Source organism: Pseudomonas sp. LY-1, from assembly GCF_053502595.1.
In genome coordinates this window covers 1,696,748-1,720,350 of sequence record NZ_CP094353.1, presented here as the reverse complement: position 1 = coordinate 1,720,350, position 23,603 = coordinate 1,696,748, and the positions used below count along the sequence as shown (strand labels likewise).

Genomic DNA, 23,603 nt, shown 5'->3' with positions numbered 1-23,603 from the left:
CGTCTTGGGTCGACGGCCAAGGAGTGCCTGGCCAGCCGGTTGTCTATTCGCGCCCTACCTTAAGGGAGAGGCGCGTCTAGGTCGAGATTAAATGTTTGGTCGAGATCAGGCTATTTGCCATCACCTGATCGTCAACGGTATTGGAGGAAGACGTTGTCACGACCGAACTGGTCACGCAATGCTTGAATCAAGCCATCAGCGGGATCAATTCGCCAGGTCTCGCCGAACTGCAGCATGGCCTTGGCGTCGTTACCGGTGTATTCCATGGTCACCGGGCATGCGCCACGGTGGCGTTTGAGCAAGTCCCCCAACCAGCGCAGCTGATCGCCCTTGAGCGCCTCGGTCTTGACCTTCAAGCGCAGGCTTTCGGCCAGGTTGGTGCGCGCGTCTTCCATGCTCATCACGCGCTTGATCCGCAGGCGCAGGCCGCCGGAGAAGTCGTCGTTGCTGACCTCCCCTTCCACCACCACCATGGCGTCGGTCTGCAACAGCGACTGCGCCGAATGGAACGCATCGGCAAACAGCGACGCCTCGATCCGGCCGGAGCGGTCGTCGAGGGTGATAAAGCCCATCTTGTCGCCCTTTTTGTTTTTCATCACCCGCAGGGCGATGATCATGCCGGCGACGGTCTGGGTGTCGCGCGCCGGTTTCAGGTCGATGATGCGCTGACGGGCGAAACGACGGATTTCCCCTTCGTATTCGTCAATCGGGTGACCGGTCAGGTACAGGCCCAGGGTGTCTTTCTCACCTTTGAGGCGTTCCTTGAGGGTCAGTTCCTTGGCCTTGCGATGGTTGGCGTAGACATCCGCGTCTTCTTCGACGAACAACCCGCCAAACAGGTCGGCGTGACCGCTGTCGTGGGTGCGGGCGGTCTGTTCGGCGGCCTTGATCGCTTCTTCCATGGCGGTCAGCAGCACCGCGCGATTGCGGTCGATATTCGCCTGGTAGGCCTTCGGCTCATCATGGAAATACGGGCCGAGACGGTCGAGGGCGCCGCTGCGGATCAAGCCATCGAGGGTGCGTTTGTTGATGCGCTTGAGGTCGACCCGCGCGCAGAAATCGAACAGATCCTTGAACGGGCCGTTTTGGCGCGCCTCGGTGATCGCTTCCACCGGGCCCTCGCCCACCCCCTTGATCGCCCCCAGGCCATAGATGATGCGGCCTTCGTCGTTCACGGTGAACTTGAACTCCGAGGCGTTCACGTCCGGCGCGTCGAGGCGCAGCTTCATGGTTCGCACTTCCTCGATCAAGGTCACGACCTTGTCGGTGTTGTGCATATCCGCCGAGAGTACCGCGGCCATGAACGGCGCCGGGTAGTGGGCCTTCAGCCAGGCGGTCTGGTACGACACCAGGCCGTAGGCAGCGGAGTGGGATTTGTTGAAGCCATAACCGGCGAATTTTTCCACCAGGTCGAAAATGTTACCGGCAAGGTCGGCGTCGATATTGTTGGTGGCGCAACCCTCGATGAAACCGCCGCGCTGCTTGGCCATTTCCTCGGGCTTTTTCTTACCCATGGCGCGACGCAGCATGTCCGCACCACCGAGGGTGTAACCGGCCATGACCTGGGCGATCTGCATCACCTGTTCCTGGTACAGGATGATGCCGTAGGTCGGTGCCAGTACCGGCTTGAGGCCTTCGTATTGGTAGTCCGAGTGCGGGTAGGCCAGTTCGGCGCGACCGTGCTTACGGTTGATGAAGTCATCCACCATGCCCGATTGCAGCGGGCCCGGACGGAACAGGGCGACCAGTGCGATCAAGTCTTCCAGGCAGTCGGGCTTGAGCTTTTTGATCAGCTCTTTCATGCCGCGGGATTCCAGCTGGAACACCGCCGTGGTTTCGGCTTTTTGCAGCAGGCTGTAGGTCGGCTTGTCATCCAGCGGGATAAACGCGATGTCCAGCGGTGCTTCGCCGACCTTGGCACGGTCGCGGTTGATCGTCTTGAGCGCCCAGTCGATGATCGTCAGAGTCCGCAGGCCGAGGAAGTCGAACTTCACCAGGCCGGCCGCCTCCACGTCGTCCTTGTCGAATTGGGTCACCAGGCCATCGCCTTCTTCGTCGCAATAGATCGGCGAAAAGTCGGTGAGCTTGGTCGGCGCGATCACCACGCCACCGGCGTGTTTACCGACGTTACGTACCACGCCTTCGAGCTTGCGCGCCATCTCCCAGATTTCGGCGGCTTCTTCGTCGACCTTGATGAAGTCGCGCAGGATTTCTTCCTGCTCGTAGGCCTTTTCCAGGGTCATGCCGACTTCGAACGGGATCATCTTCGACAGGCGATCCGCCAGCCCGTAGGACTTGCCCTGCACCCGGGCCACGTCGCGGATTACCGCCTTGGCCGCCATGGAACCGAACGTGATGATCTGGCTCACGGCGTTGCGGCCATACTTATCGGCCACGTATTCGATCACGCGGTCGCGACCGTCCATGCAGAAGTCGACGTCGAAGTCGGGCATGGAGACCCGTTCCGGGTTAAGGAAGCGTTCGAACAGCAGGTCATATTCCAGCGGGTCGAGGTCGGTGATCTTCTGCACATAGGCAACCAGCGAGCCGGCACCCGAGCCCCGGCCTGGACCGACCGGCACGCCGTTACTCTTGGCCCACTGGATAAAGTCCATCACGATCAGGAAGTAACCGGGGAACCCCATCTGGATGATGATATCCAGCTCGAAATTCAGCCGGTCGACGTAGACCTGACGCTTGGCTTCGTAATCTTCGGTGGTGTCCTTGGGCAGCAGGACCGAGAGGCGTTCCTCCAGGCCATCGAACGATACCTTGCGGAAATACTCATCGATGGTCATGCCTTCGGGAATCGGGAAGTTGGGCAGGAAGTGCTTGCCCAGCTTCACTTCGATATTGCAGCGCTTGGCGATCTCGACGGAGTTTTCCAGGGCCTCGGGCAGGTCGCTGAACAGCTCGGCCATTTCCTCGGCGCTTTTGAGGTATTGCTCTTCGCTGTAGTTTTTCGAGCGGCGCGGGTCATCCAGGGCCCGGCCTTCGCCGATGCACACGCGGGTTTCGTGGGCTTCGAAATCTTCTTTCTTGATGAAGCGCACATCGTTGGTCGCCACCAGCGGCGCGCCCAGCTTGTCGGCCAGGGCCACGGCGGCGTGCAGATGTTCTTCATCGTTGGGGCGGTTGGTGCGCTGGACTTCCAGGTAGAAGCGGTCAGGGAACACAGCCATCCACTCGCGGGCCAGCACTTCGGCTTCCTGCGGGTTGCCGCCCAGCAGCGCGATCCCGATCTCACCCTCTTTGGCCGCCGAGAGCATGATCACGCCCTCGCTGGCCTCGGCCACCCACTCACGCTCGATGATCACCGCGCCGTTGCGCTGGCCGTCGATGAAGCCACGGGAAATCAGTTCGGTGAGGTTGCGATAACCGACGCCGTTCATCGCCAACAGGCTGATGCGGCTCAGAGGGTTATCCGGGTCTTTGTTCGACAGCCACAGGTCGGCGCCGCAGATCGGCTTGATGCCGGCGCCCATGGCGTTCTTGTAGAACTTGACCAGGGAACACATGTTGTTCTGATCGGTGACCGCGACGGCAGGCATGTTCATGCCCACCAGGGTTTTGACCAGCGGTTTGATCCGTACCAGGCCGTCAACCAGGGAGTATTCAGTGTGCAGGCGTAGGTGAACGAATGAAGCCGGCATAGTGATCCTGTCTTAAACGTAGAAACAACAAGGCCCGGGATTGTACCGGGCCTGGGCAAAAACATCAGCCTCGCGACTAAACCTCGCTGAGGCTCTCGCGCTGTTCGTAAGCCAGGCGCACCGGGGCGAACGAGCGGCGGTGGATCGGCGTCGGGCCGAGACGGGCCAGCGCTTCCAGATGAACGGGCGTCGGGTAGCCTTTATGGCCCGCAATGCCGTAGCCGGGGTAGATCAATTCGAACGCAGCCATTTCACGGTCACGGCTGACCTTGGCCAGAATCGAGGCGGCCGCGATGGCAGGCACCTTGCTATCACCCTTGACCACCGCTTCAGCCGGCATCGCCAGTTTCGGGCAGCGATTGCCATCGATCATCGCCAGTTTCGGGGTGATATGCAGGCCCTCGACGGCGCGCTGCATGGCAAGCATGGTGGCGTGGAGGATATTCAACTCGTCGATCTCTTCGACTTCGGCCCGGGCGATATGCCAGCTCAGGGCTTTCTCACAGATCTCGTCGAAGAGTTTTTCCCGACGCGCTTCGGTGAGTTTCTTCGAGTCGTTGAGGCCGAGGATCGGCCGATTCGGATCAAGAATCACCGCCGCCGTCACCACGGCACCACAGAGCGGGCCGCGCCCGACTTCATCCACGCCGGCCACCAGTTCGTGGGCTTGCGCGACCAGGCTGAAATCCAGCCCCATTTGCGTCGTCATAGGGCTTCCTGTTTATGGCCGATCAAGGTCAACACGGCATCCGCCGCCTGGTTTGACGCATCGCGCCGCAGGGTGCGGTGGATCTCGTCAAAGCCGCGGGTCTGCTCTTCGCCGCCGTCGATCAAGGGGAGTAGCGTCTGCGCCAGGGCTGCGGGCGTTGCATCGTCCTGCAACAATTCCGGCACCAACAGGCGCTGGGCCAGCAGATTGGGCAAGGAGATGTAGGGGCTTTTAACCATGCGCTTGAGAATCCAGAAGGTCAGCGGCGCCAGGCGGTAAGCCACGACCATCGGACGCTTGTACAGCAACGCCTCCAGGGTCGCGGTACCCGAGGCGATCAGCACCGCGTCGCACGCCGCCAGGGCCAGGTGCGACTGACCATCGAGCAGGGTCAACGGCAGGTTGCGCCCTTGCAGCAAGGTTTCGATCTGTGCGCGACGTTGCGGGCTCGCACACGGCAGCACAAAGCGCACGCCAGGCTTCATGATCAGCAGGCGCTCGGCGGCATCAAAAAACAGCGCGCCCAGGCGGCCCACTTCGCCACCCCGACTGCCCGGCATCAGCGCGACCAGCGGGCCGTCGGGCAAGCCCAGTTCGGCACGCGCCGTAGCACGATCGGCGTGCAGCGGGATGGTGTCGGCCAACGTGTGCCCGACAAACCGCACCGGCACGCCCTTCTCTTCGTAGAAACGGGCTTCGAACGGCAGCAAGGTCAGCATCAAATCACAGCCTTCGCGGATCTTCAGCACGCGCTTCTGCCGCCACGCCCACACGGACGGGCTGACGTAATGCACGGTCTTGATCCCGGCCTGACGCAACTTGAGTTCGATATTGAGGGTGAAATCCGGCGCGTCGATTCCGATGAACACGTCAGGTTTTTCTTGGATCAGGGTCTGAATCAGCAGCTTGCGCCGTGCCAGCAGCTCACGCAGACGGCCCAGCACTTCCACCAACCCCATGACCGACAAGCGCTCCATGGGGAAGTAGGAGGTGAGGCCCTCGGCCTGCATCAACGGGCCGCCCACGCCAATGAACTCGACCGCCGGATGCTGGGCCTTGAGCGCCCGCATCAGCCCCGCGCCCAGGATATCGCCGGAAGCTTCCCCGGCGACCAATGCGATACGCAGATTGGCCATGATCAGCGCGTGATGCCGCGGGTCGACGCCTGGATCGAGTCACGGAACACCGCGACTTCCGGGAACAACATTGCCGGCTCGGTCAGTTCAGCCAATGCCTGCTCAACCGTCAGGCCCTGGCGGTAAACCACCTTGTAGGCGCGACGCAGGGCGTGGATCGCATCGTCGCTGAAACCACGACGGCGCATGCCTTCGAAGTTCATGCTGCGGGCTTCGGCAGGGTTGCCGAACACCGTGACGAACGCCGGGACATCCTTGCCGATAGCCGTGCCCATGCCGGAAAAACTATGGGCGCCGATGTGGCAGTACTGATGCACCAGGGTGAAACCGGACAGGATCGCCCAATCGTCAACGTGTACATGGCCTGCCAACGCGGTGTTGTTGACCAGGATGCAGTGGTTGCCGATCACACTGTCGTGGCCGATATGCGCGTAAGCCATGACCAGGTTGTGATCACCCAACGTGGTCTCGGCACGGTCTTGCACGGTGCCACGGTGAATGGTCACGCCTTCACGAATGATGTTGTGATCACCGATTACCAGGCGTGTTTCTTCCCCCTTGTACTTCATGTCGGGGGTGTCTTCGCCTATCGAGGAAAACTGATAGATGCGATTGTGCCTGCCAATGCGGGTCGGTCCCTTGAGGATCACGTGCGGCCCGATGACAGTCCCCTCGCCGATTTCCACACCTGCGCCGACGATCGACCAAGGGCCGACCTCAACGTCGGCGGCCAGTACGGCCGACGGATCGATGATTGCGCGAGGGTCAATCAAACTCATAGTTTGCGTTCCGCGCAGATGATTTCGGCGGAGCACACTGGCTTGCCATCCACCGAGGCCTGGCATTCGAACTTCCAGATCTGGCGCTTGCAGCTGATGAACTTGGCTTCCAGGATCAACTGGTCACCCGGGGTGACCGGGTTGCGGAAACGCAACTTGTCGGAGCCCACGAAATAATAAAGCGTGCCGTCGGCAGGCTTGAGGTCGAGCATTTTGAAACCAAGGATACCGGCAGCCTGGGCCATTGCTTCGATGATCAACACGCCCGGCATGATCGGATGCGCGGGAAAGTGACCATTGAAGAACGGTTCGTTGATGCTGACATTCTTGTAGGCACGAATGCGCTTTTCCTCAACATTGAGGTCCACTACACGGTCCACCAGCAGGAACGGGTAACGGTGAGGCAGGTATTCGCGAATCTCGTTGATGTCCATCATTTCGGGGGGAAGCCTGTAATAAAGATTGGGGGCGGGCGACTAAACGCACGCCCCGCTAGCAAATCAAGGAGGCAGTCTAGCGGCTGTGCACACTTGATATGGAAATGGTATCAGCCTTCTGATGAAGCATTACCGCCAGGGGTCACGTCCCCAACACGCTTTTCCAGCTGTTTGAGACGTCGAGCCATGTCGTCGATGTGCCTCAAACGCGCTGCACTCTTGCGCCATTCAGCCGCAGGCTGCATGGCGGTACCGGACGAATAGGCACCGGGCTCGGTAATCGAGTGGGTGACCATGGTCATGCCGGTGATGAAGACGTTGTCGCAAATATCGATGTGCCCAACCAGCCCTACGCCACCGGCGAGCATGCAATGCTTGCCGATCTTGGTGCTGCCGGATATGCCTACGCAGGCCGCCATGGCGGTGTGATCGCCAATCTGTACGTTGTGGGCAATCTGGATCTGGTTATCGAGCTTCACGCCATTGCCGATCACGGTATCGGCCAAAGCCCCGCGATCAACAGCGGTATTGACGCCGATTTCCACATCGTCGCCGATCAATACGCCGCCGACCTGGGCAATCTTGTGCCAAACGCCTTTCGAATTGGCAAAACCGAAGCCTTCGCCACCGATCACCGCGCCCGACTGAATGACCACCCGCTGCCCGATACGCACATCGTGGTACAGGGTCACGCGGGGCGCCAGCCAGCCATCGGCACCGATTTCACAGCGTGCGCCGATAAAGCACTGAGCGCCCACGGTGACACCGGCGCCAATGCGCGCGCCACTTTCGATCACGGCAAAGGCGCCAATGCTCGCCGCAGGATCAACCTGGGCATCATCGGCGATCACCGCCGTCGGGTGGATCCCTCCAGCCGCCTTGGGTTTCGGATCGAACAGGTGGGATACCCGCGCATAAGCGAGGTACGGATCAGGCACCACCAGCGCATCCCCGGCGTAACCCTCGGCGTCAGCAGCCTTCAGCAGCAGGGCTGCGGCTTGGCTATCGGCCAGGTATTTACGGTATTGGGGATTTGCGAGGAAGCTCAACTGAGATGGGCCAGCCTCCTGCAAGGTGGCTAGCCCAGTGATTTCTTTCTCCGGGGAACCACGCAAGGTGGCTCCCAGGAACTCGGCCAACTCGCCGAGCTTGATAGTCGCGGTCATGGCTTACTTCAGCTGGTTCATGCGCTCGATCACCTGGCGGGTGATGTCGTATTGAGGCTTGACGTCAATCACGGCGCCGCGCTCGAACACCAGGTCAAAGGCACCTTTCTTGATGACTTCTTCCACAGCGCTGTCGAGTTTCGGCTTGAGCTGCTTGAGCATTTCGCGGTCGGCAACAGCCTTGGCTTCGTTCAGTTCCTTGGACTGGAACTGGTAGTCACGGGCCTTTTGCTTGAATTCAAGCTCCAGGCGCTCGCGCTCGCCTTGCTGCATCTTGTCGCCACCGGCTACCAGACGATCCTGGATGCCCTTGGCACTGCTTTCCAACGTTTTGAGCTTGGTCAGTTGCGGACCAAACTTCTTCTCGGCATCCACCGCGTACTTCTTGGCCGCGTCGGATTCCAGCAGGGCCATCTGATAGTTCAGGACGGCGATTTTCATCTCGGCGAAGGCCGGGGTGGTTACCAGCACAGTGGCCAGCAGAACCAATTGAGTCAACTTACGCACGATGTACTCCTACAGATCCGTTGTCGTTATCTTGGGTCAGACGCTTAGAACGTCTGGCCGAGGGAGAATTGGAAAATCTGGGTTTCAGCGTTATCCGGTTTCTTGACTGGCATAGCCAGAGCAAAGCTCAACGGACCAAGCGCAGTCACCCACGTCACGCCAACACCTACGGAGCTCGCCAGGTTGCTGAGGCTTACTTCGTTACACTGGGTATTGGACTTCACGCCAGTCGGGTTGGTGACCTGATCGCACTTGGAGTCGAATACGTTACCCACATCCCAGAAAACCGAAGTACGCAGGGACCGCTGATCTTTCACGAACGGCAGTGGGAACAGGATCTCGGCACCACCCTGGATCAGCACGTTACCACCGAATGGCAGTGCGCTAGTGTCCGTATCCGCCACGGTACCGGTGTTACCGGTCACGCCAGCGCCACGGCTAGGGGTACCACGAGGACCCAAGGTGCTGTCCTTGAAGCCGCGAACCGAGTTGAAACCACCTGCATAGTAGTTTTCATAGAACGGCAAGCCGTTGGTCGAACCATAACCGTCGCCATAGCCCAATTCAGTGTGCAGGCGCATGGTGTAGTTGTCGCTCAGCGGCTGGAACAGCTGGCCACGGTAGTCGAGCTTGAAGAACGACAGGTCGCTGCCCGGCGTGGTGGCTTCCAGGGTCACGCTCTGGGAGTGACCGCGGGTGGCCAGTACGCCTTTGTTCAGGGTCGACTCGGACCAGCCGGCAGACGCCTTGAAGTTCAGGAACTTGTCGCCTTCGCGACGGGTGAAGTCGAAGATCTCATCCACGGTGTACACACCGGTCTTGATCTCATCCTGCTGCGCGGTCAGGCCGAAGGTCAGACGCGAGGTCTCACTGATCGGGTAACCGATGTTGACGCCGGCACCCAGGCTGTCGATCGCATAGCTGGCAACGTTGACGTCGAGGTCTTTGTAGTCGGTGGTGCGATAGAAGGCGTTGTAGCCCAGGCTCACACCGTCAGCGGTCCAGTAGGGGTCGACATAACCGAAGTTATAGCGGCTCTGGTATTCGCTGCGGGTCAGGCCGATGGAAACCTTGTTACCAGTACCGAGGAAGTTGTTCTGGGTGATCGAACCACCAAGGATCAGGCCGGCACTCTGTGCGAAACCGACGCTGGCGGTGATCGAGCCCGAGGCTTGTTCTTCAACGGCGTAGTTCACGTCAACCTGGTCGTCCACACCCGGTACGGCCGGGGTTTCGACGTTGACTTCCTTGAAGAAGCCCAGACGTTCAAGACGGGTCTTGGACTGGTCGATCAGGTAGGTCGACGCCCAGCCACCTTCCATCTGACGCATTTCACGACGCAGCACTTCGTCCGCAGACTTGGTGTTGCCACGGAAGTTGATGCGGTTCACGTAGGCACGCTTGCCCGGGTCGACCACGAAGGTGATGTCCACGGTGTGGTCGTCATCGTGCGGGGTCGGCACGCCGTTGACGTTGGCGAAGGTATAGCCTTCGTTACCCAGGCGACGGGTGATCAGTTCGGACGTGGTGGTCATCAGCTTGCGCGAGAACACCTGGTCTTTCTGCACCAGCAACAGGGCCTTGACCTGGTCTTCAGGCACTTTCAAGTCGCCGCTGAGCTTGACGTCGCGGACCTTGTACTTCTCACCCTCGTTGACGTTGACGGTGATGTACACGTGCTTCTTGTCAGGGGTGATGGACACCTGGGTCGAAGCGATATCCATGTTGATATAGCCACGGTCCAGGTAGTAGGAACGCAAGCGCTCCAGGTCACCGGAGAGTTTTTCACGGGCGTACTTGTCGTCGTTCTTGAAGAACGACAGCCAGTTGGTGGTCTTGAGTTCGAACAGGCCGATCAGGTCTTCATCAGGGAACTTGGTGTTGCCCACCACGTTGATGTGCTGAATGGCCGCCACGGTGCCTTCGTTGATGTTGACCTTGAGGCCGACACGGTTACGAGGCTGCGGGACCACTTCCGTTTCCACGGTCGCGGAGTAGCGGCCCTGGGCAACGTACTGGCGTTGCAGCTCGTTACGCACACCCTCGAGGGTGGCGCGCTGGAAGATCTCGCCCTCGGCCAGGCCGGATTGCTTGAGGCCCTTCATCAGGTCTTCAGTGGAGATCGCCTTGTTACCCTCGATCTCGATACTGGCGACGGAAGGTCGCTCGACGACGGTGATGACCAGGACGTTACCTTCGCGACCCAGTTGGATATCTTGAAAGAACCCGGTTTTGAACAGCGCACGAGTGGATTCCACCAGGCGACGGTCATCAGCCTGTTCCCCGACGTTCAACGGCAAGGCACCAAAGACGCTACCCGCGGAAACCCGCTGGAGGCCGTTGACGCGAATATCGGAGATAGTGAAGGACTCGGCGTGAACTTCGGCGATCATCAATACGGTGAGAACCGCAGTTAGCAGCAGACGTTTCATGAAGTCCTTTCTTATTCCAACTGGCAATAAACAAACTGCCGCAAAATGCGGCAGATTCGCAATTCAGCGAAGCGTTACAGTCGTCCCAGATCGTTGACCAAGGCTAACAACATCACCCCGACCACCAAACTGATACCGATCTGTATCCCCCAACCCTGCACCCGATCCGACAAGGGGCGACCACGCACCCACTCGACCAGATAAAACAACAGATGCCCCCCATCCAATACTGGAATGGGCAACAAATTCAGAACCCCAAGGCTAATACTCAGATAAGCCAGGAAATTCAGGAAATCCGCGACACCCGACTGGGCAGAAGCGCCCGCCACTTTAGCAATGGTTATCGGCCCACTCAAGTTTTTTACCGAGAGCTCGCCGAACAACATTTTCTTGAGCGATTCGAGAGTCAGCACGCTCATGGTCCAAGTGCGTTTCGCACCCTCGCCAATTGCCGCCAACGGCCCGAAACTGACCTCGCGCATCATCGACGGCGGCCACTCCGGGCTTTTCACGCCGGCACCGAGGTAACCCCCGGCCGCCTTGGCCTCCCCGCGAACCGCCAGGGTCACGGGGACGTCGATTTGAGCACCATCGCGCTCAACTTTCAGCACAATTTTGGTATCAGGCCGTACACGCACCAGGTCGACCACTTGCTGCCAGTCGCCCAGCGCCTGGCCATCAAGGGCCAGCAGGCGGTCGCCGGTTTTCAGACCTGCGGCCTGGGCCGGGCCTTTCGGGTCGAGCTCGGCGAGCACCGGCGGCAAGGCCGGGCGCCATGGGCGAATACCCAGGGACTTGATCGGGTCCGGCTCATCGGCCCCCTTGAGCCAATGGTCGAGGGCCAGTTCACGCGGGGTCTCGGCGGAAGAATCCTGCTCGCGCACCACCACCTTGACGGTGCCGCTTTCGCCCAGGCGACGTACCAACTGCAAATTGACCGCGCCCCAACCGGTAGTTGGTTCGCCATCAATGGAAACAATTTCCTGCCCGGCGACCAATCCCGCCTTCGCCGCCATGCTGTCCGCTTCAACCGCGCCGATCACCGGACGTATCTGTTCGCTGCCGAGCATGGCCAGGAACCAGAAGAACACCATGGCCAACAGGAAATTGGCGATCGGGCCGGCGGCGACGATAGCGATGCGCTGACGAACGGTCTTGCGATTGAAGGACTGATCCAGTTGATCCGCCGGCACTTCGCCTTCGCGCTCATCGAGCATCTTGACGTAGCCGCCCAAGGGGATGGCCGCGATCACGAACTCGGTGCCACGGCGGTCGTGCCAACGCAGCAACGGCATGCCGAAACCAACGGAAAAGCGCAGTACCTTGACGCCGCAACGACGCGCCACCCAGAAGTGGCCGAATTCGTGGAAGGTAACCAGCACACCCAGAGCAACCAGGGTGCCGACAATCATGTAAAGCGCACTCATCTAATTTCTCCGCATTCCAATCCAGTGCCTGAAGACGCAAACACGCCCAAAGACTAACGCGCGTTGCGGTTCAACCATTGTTCGGCCAGGGCACGGGCCTTGGCATCCGCCTCGAACACTGCCCCCAGATCATTCACAGCCACCACGGGCTCAAGACTCAGAACATCCTCGATGATACTCGCGATCTGCGGAAAGCGGATGCGCTGTTCGAGAAACGCCGCCACCGCCACCTCGTTAGCCGCATTGAGCATCGCCGGCGCGCTGTTGCCCGCCTCCGCGGCTTGCCGCGCCAGGCGCAGGCATGGAAAGCGCTGCTCGTCCGGCGCCTCGAAGTCCAGGCGTGCAATCGCGAACAGGTCCAACGGTGCAACACCGGAATCGATCCGCTCAGGCCAGGCCAGGGCATTGGCGATCGGCGTTCGCATGTCGGGGTTACCCAACTGCGCCAGCACCGAGCCATCCACATAGTCGACCAGGGAATGGATCACACTTTGCGGATGAATCACCACCTCGACCTGATCGGGCCGCGCATCGAACAACCAGCAGGCCTCGATCAACTCCAGGCCCTTGTTCATCATGCTGGCCGAATCCACGGAGATCTTGCGCCCCATGGACCAGTTCGGATGGGCGCACGCCTGATCCGGAGACACATGCTCCAGGTCCGCCAGCGGAGTTTTGCGAAAAGGCCCACCGGATGCTGTCAGCAAAATCCGGCGTACACCGACCTGGCTCAGGCCGCGGGCAAAATCGCCGGGCATGCACTGGAAAATCGCGTTGTGCTCACTGTCGAGCGGCAGCAATACCGCCCCGCTCTTGCGCACCGCCTGCATAAAGAGCGTGCCGGACATGACCAGCGCTTCTTTATTAGCCAGCAGGATCTTCTTGCCCGCATCGACGGCGGCCAGGGTCGGGCGCAAGCCAGCGGCGCCGACGATGGCCGCCACCACGGCATCCACCTCGGCATCGGCCGACACCTGGCACAACCCTTCCTCGCCCACCAGCACCTGAGTGGCCAGGCCGGCGGCGCGCAGGTCATCCTGCAAGCCTCGCGCGGCAGCGACCCCAGGCACGACGGCAAAACGTGGCGCATGGCGCACGCACAACGCCAGCAGCTCAGTCAGGCGAGAGAAGCCGGTCAATGCGAAAACTTGATAGCGTTCCGGGTGGCGCGCGATCACATCCAGGGCGCTCAACCCTACCGAGCCGGTCGCACCCAGCACGGTGACCTGTTGCAGGCGGCTCACGACGCAGCCATCCACAACAGCACGGCAAAGATCGGGATCGCAGCGGTCAGACTGTCGATACGGTCCAGCACGCCGCCATGGCCCGGCAACAGATTACTGCTGTCCTTGATCCCGGCCTGGCGCTTGAACATGCTCTCGGTGAGGTCGCCCACGACCGAGATCAATACGACGATGGCCGCGCCCAGCAAGGCCAGGCACAGCTCCTTCACCGACCAGCCACGCACAACACCAACCACGAGCGTGATCACCAAGGTCAAGGCCAGGCCTCCGTACACGCCCTCCCAGCTCTTGCCCGGGCTGACCGCCGGCGCCAGCTTGCGCTTGCCGAAGGCCCGACCGGAGAAGTAGGCACCGATATCGGCACCCCAGACCAACACCATCACCGCCAGGATCAACTCATTGCCGATCGGAAAACGCTTGATCTCCACCAGCCCTTGCCAGGCCGGCAGCAGAATCAACAAGCCGATCACCAGCTTGCAGGCAACACTGGACCACTGGCTGCTGGTGCGCGGATAAGTCAACACCAGGAAGGTAGCCAACGCCCACCACAGCACCGCCGCACCCAACACCCAAGGAGCGAGATCGGGGAGGATGTACATCAGGAACAGCAACAGCGCCACGATGACGGCATACACCACCCGCGGCAACTGCGCACTGAAGCCGGCCAGACGCGCCCATTCCCAGGCACCGAGCGTCACGACCAGGCCGATGAACAGCGCAAAGCCGGATCCGTCGAGCAGAAAAAAGCCACACAAGGCAATCGGCAGCAGGATCAGTGCAGTGATGATTCGTTGTTTAAGCATTAAACCCGGGCTCCAGCTTCGATCTGCTCGCTCGTTTTACCGAAGCGACGCTGACGGGAAGCGAAATCGGCCAGCGCTTTACGCATGGCATCGTGTTTGAAGTCCGGCCAGAACAGGTCGGAGAAATACAGCTCGGTATAGGCCAACTGCCACAACAGGAAATTACTGATGCGGTGCTCGCCACCGGTACGGATGCACAAGTCCGGCAGCGGCAGGTCGCCGGTAACCAGGCAGGTCTGCAACAGTTCGGGCGTGATCTCGTCCGGCTGCAGGTGGCCGGCCTGCACTTCACGGGCAAGCCGTTGCGCAGCCTGGGCGATGTCCCACTGGCCACCGTAGTTGGCGGCAATCTGCAGCACAAAACGGTTACTGCCGGCGGTAATGGCTTCGGCCTCACGCATGGCCGCTTGCAGCTCCGGGTGGAACCGCGAGCGATCACCAATGATGCGCAGCGTGATGTTGTTGTCGTTGAGGCGCTTGGCCTCACGACGCAGAGCCCTGAAGAACAGATCCATCAAGGCACTGACTTCCTCGGCCGGGCGCTGCCAGTTTTCACTGGAAAACGCGAACAAGGTCAACACTTCGACCTTGGCCTCGGCGCATACCTCGATCACTGCCCGTACCGCATCGACACCCGCTTTGTGCCCGGCGACGCCAGGTAGGAAGCGTTTTTTCGCCCAGCGATTATTCCCATCCATGATGATCGCGACATGGCGCGGCACCACGGAGGGCACAGTCTGCTTGGTCTTTTCCATGAAAGCGCCCTGACCCTTATACGGCCATCAAGTCCGCTTCTTTTTGCTTGGTGGCCGCATCGATATCAGCTTCGGCCTTGTCGGTCAGCTTCTGGATGTCAGCCGCCGCACGGCGCTCTTCGTCTTCGCTGATTTCCTTGTCCTTGACCAGCTTCTTCAGCTCGCCCAGGGCATCGCGACGGATGTTGCGCACGGCAACACGTGCATCTTCTGCTGCGCTGCGCGCCTGCTTGGTGAAGCCCTTGCGGGTTTCTTCAGTCAGGGCTGGCATGGAAATCAGCAGCAACTCGCCCAGGTTGGTCGGGTTGAGGTTCAGGCCGGCGCTCTGGATCGCCTTGTCGACCGCCGCGAGCATGTTGCGCTCGAAGGCAACGACTTGCAGGGTGCGCGAGTCTTTTACGGTGATATTGGCCACTTGGGTGATGGAGGTGTCCGCACCGTAGTACGGCACCATCACGCTACCCAGAATGCTGGGGTGCGCCTTGCCTGTACGAATCTGGCCGAATGCATGGGCCAGAGACTCCAGGGATTTGTGCATACGCGCTTGGGCGTCTTTCTTGATTTCGTTGATCATTGTTGGCCTTCCTCAATCAGAGTGCCTTCCGCGCCGCCGTGTACGATGTTCAGCAGGGCGCCGGGCTTGTTCATGTTAAATACGCGCAGCGGCATCTTGTGGTCGCGGCACAGGCAAATTGCCGTCAGGTCCATCACGCCCAGCTTGCGATCCAGCACTTCATCGTAGGTCAGATGATCGAACTTCTCGGCATGCGGGTCTTTGAATGGATCTGCAGTGTATACGCCGTCGACTTTGGTCGCTTTCAACACGACGTCAGCATCGATTTCAATCGCACGCAGGCATGCGGCCGAGTCGGTGGTGAAGAACGGGTTGCCGGTACCGGCGGCGAAGATGACCACTTCCTTGGCGTTCAGGTGGCGCATGGCTTTGCGACGGTCATAGTGATCGGTCACGCCTACCATGGAAATAGCCGACATCACGATCGCCGAGATGTTGGCGCGCTCCAGGGCATCGCGCATGGCCAGGGCGTTCATCACAGTGGCCAGCATGCCCATGTGGTCACCGGTGACCCGGTCCATGCCCGCCGCACTCAGTGCGGCACCGCGGAACAGGTTGCCACCGCCAATCACCAGGCCGACCTGCACGCCGATGCCGACCAATTGGCCAACTTCCAGCGCCATGCGGTCGAGTACCTTGGGATCGATCCCGAACTCTTCCGAGCCCATCAGGGCCTCGCCGCTGAGCTTGAGTAGAATGCGTTTATAGCGAGCCTGATAACCACTGCCCTGCTGAGCCATTGCGAATCTCTCCTGCGGCGTATTTTAAAAAATTCTTGGCGAGCCGTTTACGGCTTGCGTTCACTCTAGCTGGACGCTATCACAGCGCCATCGGAACACGGCTTTGTAAGCCAGTTCCGAAGGGAAGCCAAATAAATTAGCCTTCCCATTTGAAAAGAGGCTGCGCGCGTGAGCGGGCAGCCTCTTTCGGGCGACAGTTGAAAACCGTCTTATTGCTTGGCGGCAGCCAGCTGGGCAGCAACTTCTTCAGCGAAGTTGTCGACCGGCTTCTCGATGCCTTCGCCCACTTTGTAGTAAGTGAAGGAAACGATTTCAGCACCGGCTTTCTTGGCCAGTTCGCCAACCTTGACTTCAGGGTTCTTGACGAACGCCTGCTCAACCAGGCTCGCTTCAGCCAGGAACTTGCTGATACGGCCTTTGATCATGTTTTCAACGATGTTTTCTGGCTTGCCCGCGATCTTGTCAGCGTTGAGGCTCAGGAACACGGCTTTTTCGCGTTCGATAGCTTCAGCGGACACTTCCGATGGCAGCAGGAATTCAGGGTTGCTGGCCGCTACGTGCATAGCGATGTCTTTGGCCAGCTCAACGCTGCCGCCTTTAAGGGCAACCACAACGCCGATCTTGTTGCCGTGCAGGTAACCACCGACAACATCACCTTCAACGCGAGCCAGGCGACGGATGTTGACGTTTTCGCCAACCTTGCCGACCAGTACCAGGCGATCAGCTTCTTGAGCGGCGATCAGCGGAGCGGCGTCAGTCAGCTTGTCAGCGAACGCTTTCTCAATGCTGGCAGCAACAAATGCCTTGAAGTCGTCCTGCAGAGCCAGGAAGTCGGTCTGCGAGTTCACTTCCAGCAGAACTGCGGATTTACCGTCTTCCTTCAGCGCGATGGCGCCTTCAGCAGCAACGTTGCCTGCTTTCTTGGCAGCCTTGATGGCGCCCGAAGCACGCATGTCATCAATGGCTTTTTCGATGTCGCCGCCAGCCTTGGTCAAGGCCTTTTTGCAATCCATCATGCCTTCGCCGGTACGCTCACGCAGTTCTTTAACCAACGCTGCAGTAATCTCTGCCATTTCAAAATCCTCTTGGATAGGTTTTCAACCATTCCACCCGATCAAACGGGCGATCAATTCTTCCCGAATCACCCTTGTAGGCCGCTGCACGTTACAGATGTTGTAGCTGCGCTGCCGACAAATGGTTTTCGAGGGGGCAAAAAGGGGGCCAAGCCCCCTTTTTGCTTACTGAGTCAACGCCAGGGCGTCAATTACTCAGCTGCGGCTACCGGAGCTTCTTCAGCGAACTGCTCGGTACCACCAGCAACGTGGTTGCGACCGCGGATGACAGCGTCAGCCATCGAACCCATGTACAGCTGGATAGCGCGGATGGCGTCATCGTTGCCTGGGATGATGTAGTCAACGCCTTCTGGGCTGCTGTTGGTATCGACTACGCCGATAACAGGGATGCCCAGCTTGTTGGCTTCGGTGATCGCAATGCGCTCGTGATCAACGTCGATAACGAACAGTGCGTCAGGCAGACCGCCCATGTCCTTGATACCACCCAGGGAACGATCGAGCTTTTCCAGGTCGCGAGTACGCATCAGCGCCTCTTTCTTGGTCAGCTTGGCGAAAGTACCGTCTTCGGCTTGCACTTCAAGGTCACGCAGACGCTTGATGGAAGCACGGATGGTTTTGAAGTTGGTGAGCATGCCGCCCAACCAGCGGTGATCGACGTACGGCGAACCGCAACGTGCTGCTTCTTCAGCAACGATCTTGCCAGCGGAACGCTTGGTGCCGACGAACAGAATCTTGTTTTTGCCCTGGGCCAGACGCTCTACGAAAGTCAGAGCTTCGTTGAACATTGGCAGGGTTTTTTCAAGGTTGATGATGTGGATCTTGTTACGCGCGCCGAAAATGTATTTACCCATTTTCGGGTTCCAGTAACGGGTCTGGTGACCGAAGTGCACACCGGCCTTCAGCATATCGCGCATGTTGACTTGGGACATGATAGTTCCTTAATAAGTCGGGTTTGGCCTCCACGTATCCCAATGACCAACCAGCGGCATCAAGGCCTCCGGCACCCAGGTCATCGTGTCGACACGTGTGTGGATTTAAGCTTCGCGGGGTATCCCCGGAAAGCGGCGCATTTTATACCACACGAAGGGAAAAAACGAAACCCGCAATCACATTTGCCGCCAACGACTTTTGCGCAACCCTTTGAATCGCGCCACTATAGCCCCACCTTATAGAGATAACCGATGGCCAGACGCTCATGGTTTGCCGCCCGCGTCTGGTAGAATCGCGTTTTTCAGGGCTTGTGCGAATTCTGCAACCTTTTGTCGCACACCCGTAAACCGTATTGATTTCAGCGCCTCGCGCTAGAGAGAGAGCCTGTATGACCGTTACCTTGAAAACCGCCGAAGACATTGCCGGCATGCGCGTTGCCGGCAAACTGGCGGCCGACGTGCTGGAAATGATTGCCGAACACGTCAAGCCCGGCGTCACCACCGAAACGCTGGACCGCATTTGCCACGACTATATAGTCGACGTGCAAAAAGCTATCCCTGCCCCGCTGAACTACAAGGGCTTCCCCAAGTCGATCTGCACCTCGATCAACCACGTGGTCTGCCACGGGATTCCCGGCGACAAACCGCTGAAAGACGGCGACACCCTGAACATCGACGTCACAGTCATCAAAGACGGCTACCACGGCGATACCAGCCGCATGTTCCATGTCGGCACCGTGCCGGTCTGGGCCGAGCGCCTGTCCCAGGTGACCCAGGAATGCATGTACAAGGCCATTGAAATCGTCAAACCCGGCTGCCGCCTGGGCGATATCGGTGAAGTGATCCAGAAGCATGCTGAAAAGAACGGCTTCTCGGTGGTCCGTGAGTTCTGCGGCCACGGCATCGGCAAGGTGTTCCACGAAGAGCCGCAGATCCTGCACTACGGCCGCGCCGGCACCGGCATGGAACTCAAAGCCGGCATGACCTTTACCATCGAGCCGATGATCAACCAGGGCAAGGCCGACACCAAGGTGCTGGGCGATGGCTGGACCGCCATCACCAAGGACCGCAAGCTCTCCGCCCAGTGGGAACACACCCTGCTGGTCACCGACACCGGCTACGAGATCTTCACCCTGCGCGCGGACGACACCATCCCACGCATCTCGGCGTAACGGCTGCCCTGGTTTTCCCAGACTGTGTTGTGACTGACTGATAGATAGAAAGGAAAGCCGAACGATGCCCCAGGTGGATCCCGAACTCTTCGACCGTGGCCAGTTCCAGGCCGAACTGGCGCTGAAGGCCAGCCCTATCGCCGCCTTCAAGAAGGCTATCCGCCAGGCCCGCGAGGTGCTCGACGAGCGCTTTCGCAGCGGCCGGGACATCCGTCGGCTGATCGAGGACCGCGCCTGGTTCGTCGATAACATCCTGCAAAAGGCCTGGGAACAGTTCAACTGGAGCGAAGACGCCGATATCACCCTGGTGGCGGTCGGCGGCTACGGTCGCGGCGAGCTGCACCCCTACTCGGACATCGACCTGCTGATCCTGCTGGACAGCGCCGACCATGAGATCTTTCGCGATTCCATCGAGCGTTTTCTGACGCTGCTGTGGGACATCGGCCTGGAAGTCGGCCAGAGCGTGCGCTCGGTGGCCGAATGCGGCGAAGAAGCCCGCGCCGACCTCACCGTCATCACCAATCTGATGGAAAGCCGCACCATCGCCGGCCCCGAGCGTCTGCGCCAACGCATGCTCGAAGTCACCAGCACCGCGCACATGTGGCCGAGCAAGGAGTTCTTCCTGGCCAAGCGCGCCGAGCAGAAAGCCCGGCACCACAAGTACAACGACACCGAATACAACCTGGAACCCAACGTCAAAGGCTCCCCCGGGGGCTTGCGCGATATCCAGACGATCTTGTGGGTCGCCCGTCGCCAGTACGGCACCCTGAACCTGCGCGCCCTGGCCGGTGAAGGCTTTCTGGTGGAAAGCGAAAACGCCCTGCTCGCCTCGTCCCAGGAATTCCTCTGGAAAGTGCGCTACGCCCTGCACATGCTCGCCGGGCGCGCCGAAGACCGCCTGCTGTTCGACCATCAACGCTCCATCGCCACCCTGCTGGGTTTCGAGGGCGAAGACGCGAAGACCAGCATCGAAAGTTTCATGCAGCAGTACTACCGGGTGGTCATGAGCATCGCCCAGCTCAGCGACCTGATCATCCAGCACTTCGAAGAAGTGATCCTGGCCCCGGAAGACGAAGCGCCGCCGCAGCCGATCAACCCGCGTTTCCAGCTGCACGACGGCTATATCGAGGCGCGCAACGACAACGTGTTCCGCCGCACGCCGTTTGCCATGCTGGAAATTTTCGTGCTGATGGCCCAGCAGCCGGAAATCAAAGGCGTGCGCGCCGACACCATTCGCCTGCTGCGAGAAAACCGTCACCTGATCGACGATGACTTTCGCAACGACATCCGCAACACCAGCCTGTTCATCGAGCTGTTCAAGTGCAAGATCGGCATCCACCGCAACCTGCGGCGGATGAACCGCTACGGCATCCTCGGGCGCTACCTGCCGGAGTTCGGTTTTATCGTCGGGCAGATGCAGCACGACCTGTTCCACATCTACACCGTCGACGCCCACACCCTGAACCTGATCAAGCACCTGCGTAAGCTGCAGTACACCCAGGTGTCAGAGAAATTCCCGCTGGCCAGTAAGCTGATGGCCAAGCTGCCCAAACCCGAACTGATCTACCTGGCCGGCCTGTACCACGACATCGGCAAAGGCCGCCACGGCGATCACTCGGAAGTCGGTGCAGTCGACGCCGAGGCGTTCTGCCAGCGTCACCAGTTGCCGTTGTGGGACAGCCGCCTGATTGTCTGGCTGGTGCAGAACCATCTGGTGATGTCGACGACCGCCCAGCGCAAGGACTTGTCCGACCCGCAGGTGATCCACGACTTCGCCGGGATCGTCGGCGATGAAACCCGTCTCGACTACCTGTATGTGCTGACGGTTTCCGATATCAATGCCACCAACCCGACACTTTGGAACTCCTGGCGCGCGAGCCTGTTGCGCCAGCTGTACACCGAGACCAAGCGCGCCCTGCGCCGGGGCCTGGAAAACCCGGTGGACCGCGAAGAACAGATCCGCCGCACCCAAAGCGCGGCCCTGGATATCCTGGTGCGCGGCGGCAACGACCCGGACGACGTCGAACAATTGTGGTCGCAACTGGGCGACGATTACTTCCTGCGCCACACCGCCGGCGACGTGGCCTGGCACAGCGATGCAATCCTGCAGCAACCGGCCGATGGCGGCCCGCTGGTGCTGATCAAAGAGACGACCCAACGCGAGTTCGAAGGCGGCACGCAGATCTTCATCTACGCCCCCGACCAGCACGACTTCTTCGCCGTGACCGTGGCGGCCATGGACCAGCTCAACCTGAACATCCACGACGCCCGGGTCATCACCTCCAGCAGCCAGTTCACCCTCGACACCTACATCGTGCTCGACACCGAGGGCGAGTCCATCGGCGATAACCCGGCGCGGGTGAAAAAGATCCGCGAAGGCCTGACCGAAGCGTTGCGCAACCCGGACGACTACCCGACCATCATCCAGCGTCGCGTGCCACGCCAGCTCAAGCATTTTGCGTTTGCGCCCCAGGTGACCATTTCCAACGACGCCCAGCGCCCGGTGACGGTGCTGGAACTCAGCGCGCCGGATCGCCCGGGCCTGCTGGCGCGGATCGGCGGGATTTTCCTGGAGTTCGACCTGTCGTTGCAGAACGCCAAGATTGCGACCCTCGGCGAGCGCGTGGAAGACGTGTTCTTCATTACCGACGCCGACAACCAGCCGCTGTCCGACCCCGAACTGTGCCGCCGCCTGCAGGATGCAATCGTCCAGCAGTTGAGCGTTCACCAGGAGCCCGGGGTCGAGCTGACGCGCCTGACGATTTGATACCCGCCCAGTTTTTAACGCCTTGCACGAGATCCACCGATGAACAACGCCCTGAACCAGTTGCAGCCCTACCCGTTCGAAAAACTGCGCGCCCTGCTCGGCAGCGTCACGCCGAACCCGGACAAACGTCCGATCGCGTTGTCCATCGGCGAGCCCAAGCATAAATCGCCGACCTTCGTCGCTGAGGCGTTGAGCAATAACCTCGACCAGATGGCGGTGTACCCGACCACCCTGGGCATTGCGGCGCTGCGCGAGGCCATCGCAGCCTGGTGCGAACGCCGCTTCAATGTACCCAAGGGCTGGCTGGACCCGGCGCGTAACATCCTGCCGGTCAACGGCACCCGCGAGGCACTGTTCGCCTTCACCCAAGCCGTGGTCAATCGCAGTGACGACGCGCTGGTGGTAAGCCCGAACCCGTTCTACCAGATCTATGAAGGCGCGGCGTTCCTGGCCGGCGCCAAGCCGCACTACCTGCCGTGCCTGGACGCCAATGGCTTCAACCCGGATTTCGACGCCGTGTCGCCAGACGTCTGGAAGCGCTGCCAGATCCTGTTCCTGTGCTCCCCCGGCAACCCGACCGGCGCGCTGATCCCGGTCGACACCCTGAAAAAGCTCATCGCCCTGGCCGACGAATACGACTTCGTGATTGCCGCCGACGAGTGCTACAGCGAGCTGTACTTCGACGAACAAAGCCCGCCGCCGGGCCTGTTGAGCGCCTGCGTCGAACTCGGCCGCCAGGACTTCAAACGCTGCGTGGTGTTCCACAGCCTGTCCAAGCGCTCCAACCTGCCGGGCCTGCGTTCCGGCTTCGTGGCCGGCGACGCCGACATCCTCAAGGCCTTCCTGCTGTACCGCACCTACCACGGCTGCGCGATGCCCGTGCAAACCCAACTGGCAAGCATCGCCGCCTGGCAGGACGAAGCCCACGTCCAGGCCAACCGCGACCTGTATCGGGAAAAATTCGACGCCGTACTGGCGATCCTCAAGCCGGTGCTGGACGTACAAGCACCCGATGGTGGTTTCTACCTGTGGCCGAATGTAGAGGGTGACGACGCCGCCTTCTGTCGCGATCTGTTTGTGCAAGAACACGTGACCGTAGTACCCGGCTCATACCTGTCGCGGGAGGTGGACGGCGTCAACCCAGGCGCCGGGCGCGTTCGCATGGCATTGGTTGCACCACTGGCGGAGTGCGTGGAAGCGGCTGAGCGCATTCGCGATTTCATTCAACGCAGGAAGTAACCTCGCCACATCCCGCACTGTGTCGCACAGTGCGGGAACCTTGTTCACTCGCTCACCACCA

The 23,603-nt window shown here is 60.2% G+C and carries 19 protein-coding genes; 3 read left to right on the top strand and 16 right to left on the bottom strand.

Annotated elements, in window-relative coordinates; genetic code table 11:
• Window positions 1-131: 131 nt before the first annotated feature.
• From dnaE to rpsB, 16 genes are all read right to left on the bottom strand, one after another.
• On the bottom strand, window positions 132-3,653 hold the full coding sequence (gene dnaE / locus MOQ67_RS07790) for a DNA polymerase III subunit alpha (protein ID WP_046384461.1): 3,522 nt from the start codon (window positions 3,651-3,653) through the stop codon (window positions 132-134).
• 76 nt (window positions 3,654-3,729) lie between these two features.
• Complete coding sequence (rnhB, locus tag MOQ67_RS07785) at window positions 3,730-4,362, bottom strand: ribonuclease HII (protein WP_017844751.1); 633 nt, start codon at window positions 4,360-4,362, stop codon at window positions 3,730-3,732.
• Window positions 4,359-5,498: a lipid-A-disaccharide synthase gene (gene lpxB / locus MOQ67_RS07780; protein ID WP_198717330.1), complete on the bottom strand. Its 1,140-nt coding sequence runs from the start codon at window positions 5,496-5,498 to the stop codon at window positions 4,359-4,361. Before lpxB ends, rnhB begins: the two co-directional genes overlap by 4 nt.
• 2 nt (window positions 5,499-5,500) lie before the next feature.
• Window positions 5,501-6,277 (bottom strand): acyl-ACP--UDP-N-acetylglucosamine O-acyltransferase, encoded by a 777-nt coding sequence (gene lpxA, locus MOQ67_RS07775; protein ID WP_046384462.1) that lies wholly within the window; start codon window positions 6,275-6,277, stop codon window positions 5,501-5,503.
• Window positions 6,274-6,714, bottom strand: coding sequence for a 3-hydroxyacyl-ACP dehydratase FabZ (fabZ, locus tag MOQ67_RS07770; protein WP_003172281.1), 441 nt, complete (start codon window positions 6,712-6,714; stop codon window positions 6,274-6,276). Before fabZ ends, lpxA begins: the two co-directional genes overlap by 4 nt.
• Window positions 6,715-6,824: 110 nt before the next feature.
• Window positions 6,825-7,880, bottom strand: a complete 1,056-nt coding sequence (lpxD, locus tag MOQ67_RS07765) for a UDP-3-O-(3-hydroxymyristoyl)glucosamine N-acyltransferase (RefSeq protein WP_017844748.1) — start codon at window positions 7,878-7,880, stop codon at window positions 6,825-6,827.
• A gap of 3 nt (window positions 7,881-7,883) precedes the next feature.
• On the bottom strand, window positions 7,884-8,387 hold the full coding sequence (locus MOQ67_RS07760) for an OmpH family outer membrane protein (RefSeq protein ID WP_003172279.1): 504 nt from the start codon (window positions 8,385-8,387) through the stop codon (window positions 7,884-7,886).
• 44 nt (window positions 8,388-8,431) lie between these two features.
• On the bottom strand, window positions 8,432-10,819 hold the full coding sequence (gene bamA, locus MOQ67_RS07755; protein WP_017844747.1) for an outer membrane protein assembly factor BamA: 2,388 nt from the start codon (window positions 10,817-10,819) through the stop codon (window positions 8,432-8,434).
• Window positions 10,820-10,893: 74 nt separating this feature from the next.
• The gene (gene rseP, locus MOQ67_RS07750; protein WP_017844746.1) at window positions 10,894-12,246 is read right to left on the bottom strand and encodes a sigma E protease regulator RseP; all 1,353 of its coding nucleotides are present in this window, start codon (window positions 12,244-12,246) and stop codon (window positions 10,894-10,896) included.
• A 53-nt stretch (window positions 12,247-12,299) separates the two neighbouring features.
• A complete protein-coding gene (gene ispC, locus MOQ67_RS07745; RefSeq protein WP_017844745.1) occupies window positions 12,300-13,490 on the bottom strand; it encodes a 1-deoxy-D-xylulose-5-phosphate reductoisomerase in 1,191 nt (396 codons plus the stop codon).
• Entirely contained in the window at window positions 13,487-14,293 is an 807-nt protein-coding gene (locus tag MOQ67_RS07740; protein WP_126585663.1) for a phosphatidate cytidylyltransferase, read from the bottom strand. Before MOQ67_RS07740 ends, ispC begins: the two co-directional genes overlap by 4 nt.
• Window positions 14,293-15,048 (bottom strand): polyprenyl diphosphate synthase, encoded by a 756-nt coding sequence (gene uppS / locus MOQ67_RS07735; RefSeq protein WP_017844743.1) that lies wholly within the window; start codon window positions 15,046-15,048, stop codon window positions 14,293-14,295. The genes MOQ67_RS07740 and uppS overlap by 1 nt, the downstream gene beginning before the upstream one ends.
• Window positions 15,049-15,064: 16 nt before the next feature.
• Window positions 15,065-15,622 carry a ribosome recycling factor gene (gene frr, locus MOQ67_RS07730; RefSeq protein WP_046384466.1) on the bottom strand — a complete coding sequence of 186 codons (558 nt, stop codon included), beginning with the start codon at window positions 15,620-15,622 and terminating at the stop codon, window positions 15,065-15,067.
• Window positions 15,619-16,362 (bottom strand): UMP kinase, encoded by a 744-nt coding sequence (gene pyrH / locus MOQ67_RS07725; protein WP_003172271.1) that lies wholly within the window; start codon window positions 16,360-16,362, stop codon window positions 15,619-15,621. Before pyrH ends, frr begins: the two co-directional genes overlap by 4 nt.
• Before the next feature lie 209 nt (window positions 16,363-16,571).
• The gene (gene tsf / locus MOQ67_RS07720; RefSeq protein WP_017844741.1) at window positions 16,572-17,435 is read right to left on the bottom strand and encodes a translation elongation factor Ts; all 864 of its coding nucleotides are present in this window, start codon (window positions 17,433-17,435) and stop codon (window positions 16,572-16,574) included.
• Window positions 17,436-17,626: 191 nt separating this feature from the next.
• Window positions 17,627-18,364, bottom strand: coding sequence for a 30S ribosomal protein S2 (gene rpsB, locus MOQ67_RS07715; RefSeq protein ID WP_017844740.1), 738 nt, complete (start codon window positions 18,362-18,364; stop codon window positions 17,627-17,629).
• A 389-nt stretch (window positions 18,365-18,753) separates the two neighbouring features.
• Between rpsB and map the strand changes: the two genes are divergently transcribed.
• The 3 genes from map (at window position 18,754) to dapC (ending at window position 23,542) form a co-directional block, all read left to right on the top strand.
• Window positions 18,754-19,536: a type I methionyl aminopeptidase gene (gene map / locus MOQ67_RS07710; protein WP_017844739.1), complete on the top strand. Its 783-nt coding sequence runs from the start codon at window positions 18,754-18,756 to the stop codon at window positions 19,534-19,536.
• A 64-nt stretch (window positions 19,537-19,600) separates the two neighbouring features.
• Window positions 19,601-22,303 carry a [protein-PII] uridylyltransferase gene (locus MOQ67_RS07705; RefSeq protein ID WP_198717329.1) on the top strand — a complete coding sequence of 901 codons (2,703 nt, stop codon included), beginning with the start codon at window positions 19,601-19,603 and terminating at the stop codon, window positions 22,301-22,303.
• Between the two features lie 39 nt (window positions 22,304-22,342).
• Entirely contained in the window at window positions 22,343-23,542 is a 1,200-nt protein-coding gene (gene dapC, locus MOQ67_RS07700; protein WP_046490180.1) for a succinyldiaminopimelate transaminase, read from the top strand.
• Window positions 23,543-23,603 lie beyond the last annotated feature (61 nt).